The 11,997-nt window shown below is 66.0% G+C and carries 12 protein-coding genes; 5 read left to right on the forward strand and 7 right to left on the reverse strand.

Translation table 11 applies throughout. The features are described from left to right. The 7 genes from DSM104440_RS09045 to DSM104440_RS09075 form a co-directional block, all read right to left on the reverse strand. Complete coding sequence (locus DSM104440_RS09045; RefSeq protein WP_171161837.1) at positions 1–273, reverse strand: TfoX/Sxy family DNA transformation protein; 273 nt, start codon at positions 271–273, stop codon at positions 1–3. A 2-nt stretch (positions 274–275) separates the two neighbouring features. After that, complete coding sequence (locus DSM104440_RS09050) at positions 276–1,454, reverse strand: thiolase family protein (RefSeq protein ID WP_171161839.1); 1,179 nt, start codon at positions 1,452–1,454, stop codon at positions 276–278. Positions 1,455–1,470: 16 nt separating this feature from the next. Beyond that, positions 1,471–2,502 (reverse strand): linear amide C-N hydrolase, encoded by a 1,032-nt coding sequence (locus DSM104440_RS09055; protein ID WP_212758278.1) that lies wholly within the window; start codon positions 2,500–2,502, stop codon positions 1,471–1,473. Positions 2,503–2,504: 2 nt separating this feature from the next. Further along, entirely contained in the window at positions 2,505–3,326 is an 822-nt protein-coding gene (locus DSM104440_RS09060) for a hypothetical protein (protein ID WP_171161843.1), read from the reverse strand. Continuing rightward, complete coding sequence (locus tag DSM104440_RS09065; protein ID WP_171161845.1) at positions 3,323–4,489, reverse strand: isovaleryl-CoA dehydrogenase; 1,167 nt, start codon at positions 4,487–4,489, stop codon at positions 3,323–3,325. The genes DSM104440_RS09060 and DSM104440_RS09065 overlap by 4 nt, the downstream gene beginning before the upstream one ends. Before the next feature lie 89 nt (positions 4,490–4,578). Then, entirely contained in the window at positions 4,579–5,346 is a 768-nt protein-coding gene (locus tag DSM104440_RS09070) for an SDR family NAD(P)-dependent oxidoreductase (RefSeq protein ID WP_171161846.1), read from the reverse strand. 11 nt (positions 5,347–5,357) lie between these two features. Further along, positions 5,358–6,212: a CoA transferase gene (locus DSM104440_RS09075; RefSeq protein ID WP_212758279.1), complete on the reverse strand. Its 855-nt coding sequence runs from the start codon at positions 6,210–6,212 to the stop codon at positions 5,358–5,360. Between the two features lie 45 nt (positions 6,213–6,257). Here DSM104440_RS09075 and DSM104440_RS09080 point away from each other — a divergent pair, with 45 nt between their 5' ends. The 5 genes from DSM104440_RS09080 (at position 6,258) to DSM104440_RS09100 (ending at position 11,968) form a co-directional block, all read left to right on the forward strand. Then, positions 6,258–7,184 carry an MBL fold metallo-hydrolase gene (locus DSM104440_RS09080; protein WP_171161848.1) on the forward strand — a complete coding sequence of 309 codons (927 nt, stop codon included), beginning with the start codon at positions 6,258–6,260 and terminating at the stop codon, positions 7,182–7,184. Between the two features lie 12 nt (positions 7,185–7,196). Then, positions 7,197–9,149 carry an AMP-binding protein gene (locus tag DSM104440_RS09085; protein WP_212758280.1) on the forward strand — a complete coding sequence of 651 codons (1,953 nt, stop codon included), beginning with the start codon at positions 7,197–7,199 and terminating at the stop codon, positions 9,147–9,149. Then, a complete protein-coding gene (locus DSM104440_RS09090; RefSeq protein ID WP_171161850.1) occupies positions 9,146–9,910 on the forward strand; it encodes an ABC transporter ATP-binding protein in 765 nt (254 codons plus the stop codon). The genes DSM104440_RS09085 and DSM104440_RS09090 overlap by 4 nt, the downstream gene beginning before the upstream one ends. 128 nt (positions 9,911–10,038) lie before the next feature. Continuing rightward, on the forward strand, positions 10,039–10,899 hold the full coding sequence (locus tag DSM104440_RS09095) for a branched-chain amino acid ABC transporter permease (protein ID WP_246212150.1): 861 nt from the start codon (positions 10,039–10,041) through the stop codon (positions 10,897–10,899). Positions 10,900–10,903: 4 nt separating this feature from the next. Continuing rightward, the gene (locus DSM104440_RS09100; protein ID WP_171161854.1) at positions 10,904–11,968 is read left to right on the forward strand and encodes a branched-chain amino acid ABC transporter permease; all 1,065 of its coding nucleotides are present in this window, start codon (positions 10,904–10,906) and stop codon (positions 11,966–11,968) included. Positions 11,969–11,997: the final 29 nt, after the last annotated feature.

An 11,997-nucleotide genomic window follows, 5' to 3' on the forward strand; every position in this document is an offset into this window, starting at 1 on the left:
TCAGGCGCGGGCGGCCTTCACGCGCTGCCGGATGTCCGCGCGAACGCGCGGCGGCAGGTGGTTCCAGCGCACGCCGGCGACGGCACCTGCAAGCGACAGGCATGCCGGCACGCAGTCGCGTTCCGGGTTGGCGCGGCGAAGCTGCAGCCACGCGTCCCAGAATCCCACGCGCATCAGGGCTTCGAGGGAATCGATGCCTACTGCGCGAAGGTCCGCCGCGAGCAGCGGGCCGATGTTAGGGGTCCGTTCGATGGGGGTGATGGTCGTCGACATGCTTAGAGAACCTCCAGGGCGAGGGCTGTTCCTTCACCGCCGCCAATGCACAGCGCAGCCACGCCTTTCTTTCCCCCGCGTTTCTTGAGGGCATAGATGAGCGTGGTGATGATGCGAGCTCCCGTTGCGCCGATCGGGTGCCCCAATGCGACGGCTCCGCCGTTGACATTGATCTTGTCGTGCGGAATGCCGATGTCCTTCATCGCCGCCATGGCCACCACCGCGAAAGCCTCGTTCACTTCGAAGAGGTCCACGTCGGCGGCTTTCCAGCCGGCTTTGTCCAGCACCTTCTTGATCGCGCCCACGGGTGCGGTGGTGAACCACTCCGGTTCGTGCGCGTTGGAGGCGTAGGCGATGATCTTCGCGAGCGGCTTGGCGCCGCGCTTCTTCGCTTCGCTCTCCGTCATGAGCACGAGGGCCGCCGCGCCGTCGGAGATCGACGAGGAGGTGGCCGCCGTGACCGTGCCGTCCTTGTTGAACGCGGGACGCAGCGTCGAGATCTTCTCCACGTTGACGGTGAAGGGTGTCTCGTCCTGGCTCACCACTTCGTTGCCCTTGCGGCCTTCGACCGTGACGGGCGCGATCTCGTCGGTGAACGCACCGGCCTTGACCGCGGCGAGCGCGCGCTCCGTGGAGGCCTTGGAGTAGGCATCCATCTCTTCGCGCGTGAAGCCGTATTTCTCCGCCGTCTTGTCGGCGAAGTGCCCCATGGGCTTGCCGTCGTAGGCGTTTTCCAGCCCGTCGAAGGCCATGTGATCGAGGACCTTGCCGTGGCCGTAGCGAATGCCGCCGCGCCCCTTGGGCAGCAGGTGCGGCGCGTTCGTCATCGACTCCATGCCGCCGGCGACGACGATCGTCGCCTGGCCCGCCGTGATCTCGTCGGCGCCCATCATCGCGGCCTTCATCGCCGAGCCGCACATCTTGTTGATCGTGGTGGTGGGCGTGGCCTTGTCCATGCCCGCGCCGAGTGCCGCCTGGCGCGCGGGCGCCTGGCCCTGGCCGGCCGAGAGGACGTTGCCGAAGATCAGGTCATCGACCTCGTTGCCCTTGACGCCCGCCTGCTCGAGCGCGCTCTTGATGGCGACCGCGCCCAGCTGCGAGGCGGTCACGGTGTTGAACTTGCCCTGCATGGCGCCGATGGGAGTGCGCTTGGCGCCGACGATCACGATGCTTTCAGCCATTTCGATGTTCTCCGGTTCAGCCCGCCGCTACGCAGCGACGGGTTTCTACTTGGGCGGCTTCGGCGCGCACGAGATGGGCGGGCATGGCGAAGTGCGGGCTCTTGGCGAAGGCGACGAGCATCTGGCGCTCGTTCGCCTCCGGGGCATACGGGAGCAGGGCGTGGGTCACATCCCCGCGGCCCGCATCGACGTCGAGCATTCGCCCGCCATGGCGGCATGCAAAATCCATGCGCGCGAGGTCGAGCGTGCGAACCGCGCGATTGGCGGCGGTCCGGTAGTGGATCGTGGCGCGCGGCAGGTCGTACACAATCTGCCAGTGCGTGTTGTTCTGGACGACGTCGTCGAGGATCGCGAAGCTCTTCTCGACGCTGGGCGCCTTCGTGGTGCGAACCGCGCGCGCCGCGCGCGCGTAGCGCTCGAGCGAACCGGCCTCACCGCGCGGCATGACATCGAGGCTCACCGGCGACTTGCTCGCATAGGCCTGCGATTGCGGATACGTGCTGTTGGCGAGCGCGCAATCGGGGAGCGTGTCGCCGCGGCGCACGACCATGCGCTCGCGCAGGAATTCGATCGCGGCCGCGTGGCCCGCGCGGTCGGCGAGCAGGAAATGCACCGGCGTGCGCGTGGCGATGCGGACCTGGCCCGCCTGGACCACGGCATCCTCCACGTCGCCTGCGTTGTCGAGCAGGTACTGGATGAATTCGAGCGCGCCGACGACCGGCCGCTTGTCGGGCGGGGGGAAGCGCGTGTCGTCGAGCATCATCATCTCGACCACGAGCCCCTTCTCGTTCACGCCGCCCGAGGGCGAATCCTTGCCGTACTGGTTGAAGGTCACGCTGCCGTACGCCGAGACCCAGCGCGCCGGGTTGCCGTCGAGGAGCGAGGTCTTCGCGACGCCGCGCGCGTTCACCAACACCAGAGCGTCGCCAAAGTCGTAGTCGTAATTGCGGCCGAAGACGAGGCCGCTCGCGTCCTTGAGGCAGAAGGTTGTGCAGGCCGCGGCGGGGAGGGCGGCGAGCAGGAGGAACGCGGCGATGATCGCGCGCATCGTCATGGGTCGAGGCGCACGAGGCGCTTGCGGACAATGCGATTCGGGCCAGGGCGCGAAGGCGGGGTAATTGCCGATCCACCGACTGTGATGTCACCGACGAAGTCGAGTTCTGTCCCGCTCACGATCGTGAACGTCGCCATGCCCCGGGCCACCGAGTAAACCGTGCTGCGATCAAATGCCTCGCCGACAGGCGGCCCTGTAGTCTCGTACAACAGGCCGCGAAAATGGGTTGGCGTAACCCACCGCCCGCTCGGCATGAAATACCACGCGCCGTAGGTGGCGCCGCGCTGCGTCATGTATGGCGTGGGCTCCGCGGCGACCGGCTGGTAGGTCATCCACACGCCCGAAAGTCGCCCCGCCCCGCTCTGGATGAGGTTGAAGCCCCAGCCGTCTTCGCCTGGAAAGAACCAGTTTCCGGAGAGGTTGCGATATGCAGGATCCGGCGCGACGACGGTAGGTGCGATCGTGATCGTGCCAAGTTCGTATGAACGACCCGATAGTCCGCCGCCCGTTTGCGTGAAGCGCACCGGAAATGTTCCTGCGGCGGCGGCCTGCATGGCGCCCGTCGCCCAAGAGCCGTCGCTCACCGAGAAGTCGGAGCGGACTCCCATGTGCGCCGTCAATTGGTAGGTACCGTTCAAGAAGTTGAGTGACGACGTGTCCACGTACGCACCGAGGGTCGGTGTGCTCCCGAGTGCCATCACGATGAAATCCTCGCCGACGACGGGGTCGGCGGGAACAAAGCGCCAAGGGCGCTCCTGCGCCAGCGCCGAGGAGGCGACGAGGATGGCGAGCAGCGCGAGGAATCGTCGCGGGCTCAAACGCTCTCCTCGAACAACTCACGCCCGATCAACATGCGGCGGATTTCATTCGTACCCGCGCCGATGTCATAGAGCTTCGCATCGCGCAGCAACCGGCCCGCGGGAAAATCGTTGATGTAGCCGTTGCCGCCCAGGCACTGGATCGCCTCGAGCGAAACCTGCACCGCGTTCTCGGAAGCGAAGAGGATGCACGCCGCCGCGTCCTTGCGTGCGGCGCGGCCACGGCCCTGGTCGAGCGCGCCGGCCACGCGGTAGGTGAATGCGCGCGAGGCCTGGAGCTTCGTGTACATGTCGGCGACCTTGCCCTGCATGAGCTGGAACGCGCCGATGGGCTGGGCGAACTGCTTGCGCTCGTGCAGGTACGGGAGCACGAGGTCCATCGCCGCCTGCATGATGCCGATCGGACCGCCGGAAAGAACGCAGCGCTCCGTATCGAGGCCCTTCATCAGCACCTTCGAGCCGCCATTCACGCTGCCGAGGATGTTTTCCTCGGGAATCTCGCAATCCTGGAAGACGAGCTCGCAGGTGTTCGAACCGCGCATGCCCAGCTTGTCGAGCTTCTGCGCGGTACTGAAACCCTTCATGCCTTTTTCGACCAGGAAGGCGGTCATCGCCTTCGAGCCTTGGTCCTTCGGGGCGGTGCGCATGTAGACGATCAGCACGTCCGCATCCGGCCCGTTGGTGATCCACATCTTGGAACCGTTGGCGACCCAGCGATCGCCCTTCTTCTCGGCGCGGCAGGCCATGGAGCCCACGACGTCGGAACCGGCGCCGGGTTCGCTCATCGCGAGCGCGCCCACGAATTCGCCCGAGCACAGCTTGGGAAGGTATTTCTTCCGCTGCGCTTCGTTGCCGTTGAGGTAGAGGTTGTTGACCGCGAGGTTCGAGTGCGCGCCATACGAAAGGCCCACCGAGGCCGAGGCGCGCGAGATCTCTTCCATGGCGACCACGTGGGCGACGTAGCCCAGCCCGGTGCCGCCGTATTCGTCGGGGACCGTCATGCCGAGCACGCCCACGTCGCCGAACTTCTTCCACATGTCGGCGGGGAAGGTGTTCGTGGTGTCGATCCCGGCGGCACGGGGAGCAAGCTCCGTATCGCAGAGGCGCTTCACGGTGTCGCGAAGCGCGTCGAACTCCTCCGTCACGTGTGTATCGAACAGCACGGCAACCCCTCTAGCGGGGGCGAACCCTTATGGGGAGCGCCCCGGAATAGTAATTATCCCACGAAGGGGGGTGCTTTTGCAGGGCGCCGCTACTTCGCGGTCATGCGGATTGCCCCGTCCAGACGGATCACTTCCCCGTTCAAAACCTCGTTTTCGACGATGTGCTTGACAAGGGACGCGTATTCCTCGGGTTTTCCGAGGCGCGGCGGGAAGGGAACCTGGGCGCCCAGCGAGGCGCGGATCTCCTCGCTCATGCCCTGGAGCATCGGGGTATCGAAGATTCCAGGGGCGATCGTCATCACGCGCACGCCGAACTTCGCGAGCTCGCGCGCGATCGGCAGCGTCATGCCGTTGACGCCCGCTTTCGAAGCGGCGTAGGCCGCCTGGCCGATCTGGCCATCCATCGATGCGACCGAGGACGTGTTCACGATCACGCCACGCTCGCCCGAAGGCTCTGCCGGTTGCACCGTCATCTTTGCCGCGGCGAGCCGGATCACGTTGAACGTGCCGATGAGGTTGATCTTCACCGCGCGCTCGAAACTGGCGAGAGCGTGGGGGCCGTTGCGGCCGACGACGCGCTCGCCGGGTGCCACGCCTGCGCAATTGATCGCGCCGTGGATCGCACCAAAGGCGGACACGCAAAGATCGACCGCGCCCTGCGTGGAGGCTTCATCGGTGACGTCGGTCTTGGCGAAACGCGCGTTCGCACCGAGATCGCGCGCGAGCGCGGTGCCGGCCGCTTCGTTTACATCCGCGAGAACGACGTTGCCGCCGTTGGCGACGATCATCCGTGCGGTCGCGGCGCCGAGGCCGGAGCCGCCGCCGGCGACGAGGAACGTGTGTTGGGCAATTTGCATGGTGTGGGAGCCTAGCTTTCGGGAGGAGAGGGAGTGCGAAGGACGGCGATCGGCAGGTCGCGGGGCCGCGCCCACGCTTCCCAGTGCTCGGCGTCTTCGGTCGCGAAGCGCTCGGCGAGTCGATCGATGGTGAATTCGGCGAGACCCAGTTCGGTCGCGAGCTTCTTCGCGAAGCGCGGCTCGAGGGCGGCCACCGCGATCCAGCCGCGCTTGGTGGCGTAAATGTTGTAGCCCGGATGCGCGCCTCCGAGCTGCGAACCCGGTGCGGTCATGCCGTAGGCGAGCGGGAGGGCCAGCCACTCGGCGGCTTCGGCGAGCGGCGCATGCGCGGCTTTCGCGGGACGGCCGCGATCGCGCGCGATCACGAGTGCGAGCGCGGTGGTGACGGCGCGTTCGGCGCCCGCCATGTCGGCATACAGCGTCGCGGGCAACGCGGGCGGAACGAGAGCGCCCGCGGATGCCAGGTAAGTGAGATCGTGTCCGGCCAAATCGAGATCGGGCGGACCGTGACCCGTGATCGCGACATGGCACAGGCGCGGGAAGCGTTCCGCGAGGACCTGCGCACCCAGGCCCAATCGCGCGAGAGCCGACGGCCGTTGCGCGGTCACGAAGAGATCCGCTTCGAGCAACAGGCGATCAAGCTTTGCGCGATCCCCGCTGTCCTTGAGATCGAGGCAATGCACCGATACGTTGTCATGAAGACGCGCGTACCAGGCCGGGCAGTACTCGGCCATGGGATCGCCCGTCGGCGGCTCGATCTTGGTCACCGTCGCGCCGAGGTCGCGCAATCGCGAGCACGCCGCGGGGCCCGGCAGGTTCAGGGCGGTGGAGACGACGCGGAGTCCGGCGAGCAGCGAAGAGGCCAAGGGGACCGATTAAGATGCGAGGAGACCGCAATTATATCGACGCCCGTGAACACACCGCTGCTTCCCCAATCCGTCCGCGTGATCCAGCGCGGGTGGCTCAACTGCAACCAGGTCGTGCTGCTCGAAGGCGGCAACAACGTGCTCATCGATTCGGGCTATTGCACGCATCGCGAGCAGACGCTCGAACGGCTCGCGGGCCCCGAGGGCCTCGACGGCAAGCCTTTGGAACGGTTGATCAACACGCACTGCCACTCGGATCACATGGGCGGCAATGCCGCGGTGGCTCACGCCACGGGCTGCACGATCACGATTCCCGAAGGCGAGGCGAAGCACGTCGTGCCCTGGACCGAGCAGAGCGTGTGGATGAAGCGCTTCGACCAGCGCGCCGATCCATTCCACTTCGACGCGACCCTCGCCGCGGGCGATACCTTCGAGGCCGCGGGCTTCGAGTGGCAGGCGATCGCGGCACCCGGCCACGACATGGACGCGCTCATGTACTTCGAGCCGCGCAACCGGATCCTCGTCTCGGGCGATGCGCTCTGGGAGAACGGCATGGGCTTCGTCTGGCCCGAGCACGCCGGCCCGCACATTGCTGCGGCGCAGGAGACGCTCTCTCGCATCGAGGCGCTCGATCCCGCGACGGTGATTCCGGGCCACGGCGCACCCTTCCACGATGCGAAAGGGTCGATCGCCAGCGTGCGCTCGAAGCTCGAGGCTTTCGCGCGCGACCCGGCGAAGAACGCGCGGCACGTGGTGAAGGTCCTGTTCGTCTTCGCGCTGCTCGACAAGCAGTCGATGCACGTCGATGACATCGCGGACTACGTCGGCACCTGCGCCTGCTATCGCGAACTCTCGGATCGCTTCCTCGGACTCGACAATGCTGCACTTGCACAATGGCTGGTCGCCGATCTCGAGCGAGCCGGCGCGATTTCCTCGGCGAAAGGCGTGATCCGGCCCACCATGTCCGCATGATCCTTGGGTACCATGCAGCGGATGGAAGCGGACACCTTCCCGAAGCTGCTGGCGCATCACGCGCGCGTGCGGGGCGATGCGCCTGCGATTCGCGAGAAGGACCTGGGCATCTGGCAGGGGTGGGGCTGGCGGCAGGTCGCCGATGAAGTCGCGGCACTCGCCGGTGGACTCGCAAAGGCAGGGCTGACGCGCGGCGCGCACCTCGCGGTCATCGGCTCCAATCGTCCGCGGCTCTACTGGGCCCTTTCGGCCGCGCAATCGCTGGGCGCGATTCCGGTCCCGTTCTACGAGGATGCCGTCGCGCAGGAGATGGTCTACGTCTTCCAGGACGCGGAGATCGCGTTCGCGATCGTCGAGGACCAGGAGCAGGCCGACAAGCTCTTCGAGATCCTGCCGCAGTGCCCGGGCCTCAAGCACATCTGGTATCACGATCCGCGCGGGCTGCGGCATTACACCAACGCCGAGCTCGCGTCGTGCGATTCCCTGCAAGCGCAGGGACGCGAGTTCCTCGCCGGGAATCCGGGCTTCCTCGCGGCCGAAGCGGCGAAGGGGAAGGGCAGCGACACGGCGATCATGCTCTACACCTCGGGAACCACGGGCAGTCCGAAGGGTGTGGTGCTCACGCATGACAACCTGATTGGTGCGAGCCGTGCGTATGCGGAGCTCGAAGGCCTGAAGCCCGAGGAAGAAGTCCTCGCGTACCTGCCGATGGCGTGGATCGGCCAGAACCTCTTCTCGTACGCGCAGTGGATGTACGTGGGCTTTCGCATCAATTGCCCGGAATCGGGCGAGACGGTGATGAACGACATGCGCGAGATCGGCCCGACGTATTACTTCGCGCCGCCTCGCGTGCTCGAGGCGCTGCTCACGCAAGTCACGATTCGCATGGAGGACGCGGGCACGATCAAGCGCGCGATGTACCGGCGCTTCATGGCGCTGGCACGCGGCGTGGGCGCGAAGATCCTCGACGGGCAGCCGGTCGGTGCGTTCGAGCGGTTTCTCTACGCGCTCGGTGGCTTGCTCGTCTACTCGCCGCTTCGCAATGCGCTGGGCATGTCGCGCGTGCGCGTGGCCTATACGGCCGGTGAAGCGATCGGCCCGGACCTCTTCGTGTTCTATCGCTCGCTCGGGATCAATTTGAAACAGCTCTACGGCTCGACGGAGACCTCGGTGATGGTCTGCGTGCAGCCCGACGGCCAGGTGCGCCCCGATTCGGTGGGACCGCCGATGCCGGGCGTGGAGCTGCGCGTGCTCGACAGCGGCGAGATCGTGCTGCGCTGCCCGGGGCTGTTTCGCGAGTACTACAAGAATCCCCAGGCCACGCGCGAATCGAAGGACGCGGAAGGCTGGTTCCACACGGGTGACGCGGGCTATCTCGATGCAGAAGGGCACCTGCGCATCATCGATCGCGCCAAGGACGTCGGGAAGCTCGCCGGCGGCACGCTCTTCGCGCCCAAGTACCTCGAGAACAAGCTCAAGTTCTTCCCGCACGTGAAGGAAGCCGTGGCCTTTGGCGACGGGCGCAATGAGGCGACGATGGTGGTGAACATCGACGTGCAGGCGGTGGGCGACTGGGCCGAGCGGCGCGGCATCGCGTACTCGGGCTACATGGACCTCGCCTCGAAGGCGCAGGTCGAGGGTCTCATCCGAGAATGCGTCGAGGCGATGAACGCCGACCTCGCGCGCGACCCCAAGCTTTCCGCGAGCCAGATCCACCGCTTCGTGATCCTGCACAAGGAGCTCGATGCCGATGATGGCGAGCTCACGCGCACGCGCAAGGTGCGTCGCGGTTACATCGCGGACAAGTACGCGCCCATCGTGGTGGCGCTTTATTCGGGCGTGGACCGCGTGGCGATGGAAGCGCAGGTGCGCTTCGAAGATGGCCGCACGGGAACCGTGCGTGCCGACCTGCGCATCGTCTCCGCGAAGACGTTTGCGCCCGAAGTAGCGAAAGCCGCCGCATGAGCCTTCTCGCGGTCGAGGGCATCTCGCTTGCGTTCGGCGGCGTGAAGGCGCTGACCGATGTGTCCTTCGACGTCCGCGAGCACGAGATCCGCGCGATCATCGGCCCGAACGGCGCGGGCAAGAGCTCGATGCTCAATGTCATCAACGGCGTCTACCGGCCGCAGGCAGGCACGGTGACCTACCTCGGCGAGAAGCATTCGGCGATGGAACCGCACCATGCGGCGCGCCGCGGCATCGCGCGCACCTTCCAGAGCCTCGCGCTCTTCAAGGGCATGAGCGTGCTCGACAACATCCTGGCCGGCCGCAACCTCATGATGCACACGAACATCCTCCTGCAGGCCCTGCGGATAGGGCCGGCATTGCGCGAGGAGGTGGAGCATCGCCGCCGCGTCGAGGAGATCATCGATTTCCTCGAGATCCAGCACATCCGCAAGACGCCGGTCGGTCGCTTGCCCTATGGCTTGCAGAAGCGCGTGGATCTCGCGCGCGCGCTCGCGGCCGAACCCAGGGTGCTGCTGCTCGATGAGCCGATGGCCGGCATGAATGTCGAGGAAAAGCAGGACATGTGCCGCTTCGTGCTCGATGTGAACGACGAGTTCGGCACGACGGTCGTGCTGATCGAGCACGACATGGGCGTGGTCATGGATCTTTCGGATCGCGTGGTCGTGCTCGACTACGGCCGCAAGATCGCCGACGGGACGCCCGACGAGGTGCGCGCCAACCAGGCGGTGATCGACGCCTACCTCGGGGTGAAGCACTGATGAGCCCCGCACTGAGCCGCAACCTCACGATCGCATTCTTCGTGCTGCTCGCATTCGGCGCGGTGTCCCCGCTGCTCTCGACGTCCACGAAATTCCCGCAGTGGCTCGAGGTGGTCCTCGGCGGGCTCATGTCGGGCGTGCTGTATTCGCTGGTGGCGCTGGGTCTCGTCCTCATCTTCAAGGCCTCCGGTGTCTTCAACTTCGCGCAGGGCGCGATGGTCCTTTTCGCGGCGCTCTCGCTCGTGCGGCTCATGGAGAAGATGCCGTTTCCGGTGGCGCTCGTCGTGACCATGGCGATCATGGTCGCGCTCGCCTGGCTGATCGAGCGGCTGGTACTGCGCCCGCTCGTGAACCAGGAGGGCATCGTCCTCTTCATGGCCACGCTGGGCGTGGCCTACTTCCTCGACGGCCTCGGACAGACCGTCTGGGGCAGCGACATCTACACGCTCAACGTGGGCATGCCCAAGGAGCCGAAGATCCTCCTCGAGGGCACGTTCGAGGGCGGCATCCTCGTGAACATGGAAGACGTGATCGCGGCGGTGATGGCCGGCGTGCTGGTGACCGTCCTCGCGGTGTTCTTCCAGAAGACGGGCACGGGGAGGGCGCTTCGCGCTGTTGCGGACGATCACCAGGCGGCGCAGTCGATCGGCATTCCGCTCAACCGCATCTGGGTCATCGTTTGGAGCGTCGCGGGTCTTGTGGCGCTGGTCGCCGGAATCATCTGGGGCTCGAAGCTCGGCGTGCAGTTCTCGCTGCAGCTCGTCGCGCTCAAGGCCTTGCCGGTCGTGATCCTCGGCGGCTTCACGTCGATTCCCGGCGCGATCGTCGGCGGCCTGATCATCGGCCTGGGCGAGAAGATTTCCGAGGTCTACCTCGGACCTCTCCTCGGCGGGGGAATCGAGAACTGGTTCGCGTACGTGCTCGCGCTGGTCTTCCTGTTGTTCCGGCCGGAGGGACTCTTCGGCGAACGGCACATCGACCGGGTGTAATGACGTGATCTACCGCGAAGCCGGCCAATTCAAGACGACCTACGCGTCCGACCAGCAGCTCTTCCCGATCCTGCAGGACCGCGTGTTCGTGATCGGCTTCCTCGTATTCGCGTTTGGCGTGATGCCCTACATCGGATCCAAGTACCTGTTCAGCGCGATCCTCATCCCGTTCCTGATCCTCTCGCTCGCGGCCGTCGGGCTCAACATCCTCGTCGGCTATTGCGGCCAGGTCTCGCTGGGCACGGGCGCGTTCATGTCGATCGGCGCGTACACCGCGTACAACTTCGCGGTGCGCATGCCCGACCTGAACCTCCTCATCGTGTTCGTGCTCGCCGGCGTGTTCGCGGCGATCGTCGGGGTGCTGTTCGGCATCCCGAGCCTTCGCATCAAGGGGTTCTACCTCGCGGTGGCGACACTTGCCGCGCAATTCTTCACCGACTGGCTCTTCGCCCGCGTGAAGTGGTTCACCAACGATTCGGCCTCGGGCTCGGTGGCCGCACCGCCCCTCACGATCTTCGGCAGCACGATCACGGAGCCCGTCGAGAAGTACCTCCTGGTGCTGGCGATCGTCTGTGTGTTCGCGCTCGTCGCGCGCAACCTTACGCGCGGCGCGATCGGCCGCTCGTGGATGGCCACGCGCGACATGGACGTTGCCGCCGAGGTGATCGGCATCCGTCCGCTGCGCGCGAAGCTCTCGGCCTTCGCCGTGAGCTCGTTCTTCGCGGGCGTGGCGGGTGCACTGTGGGCATTCGTGAACCTGGGCTCCTGGGAGCCGCTCGCCTTCGACGTGAACCGCTCGTTCCAGTTGCTCTTCATGGTGATCATCGGCGGGTTGGGGTCGATCCTCGGATCGTTCCTCGGAGCCGCCTTCATCGTGATCCTGCCGCTGGTGCTCAACCAGTTGCCCACCTGGCTCGGCATTCCGCTGTCGACGGCGATGATCTCGCACATCGAGTTCATGGTCTTCGGCGCCCTCATCGTTTTTTTCCTGATCGTCGAGCCGCACGGGTTGGCCCGGCTCTGGGCGATCGGCAAGGAGAAGCTGCGACTCTGGCCGTTCCCGCACTGAAGTACCGCGTTTCCAACAAGGAGGAGATG

It is taken from the genome of Usitatibacter palustris (assembly GCF_013003985.1).
Classification (GTDB): Bacteria; Pseudomonadota; Gammaproteobacteria; order Burkholderiales; family Usitatibacteraceae; genus Usitatibacter; species Usitatibacter palustris.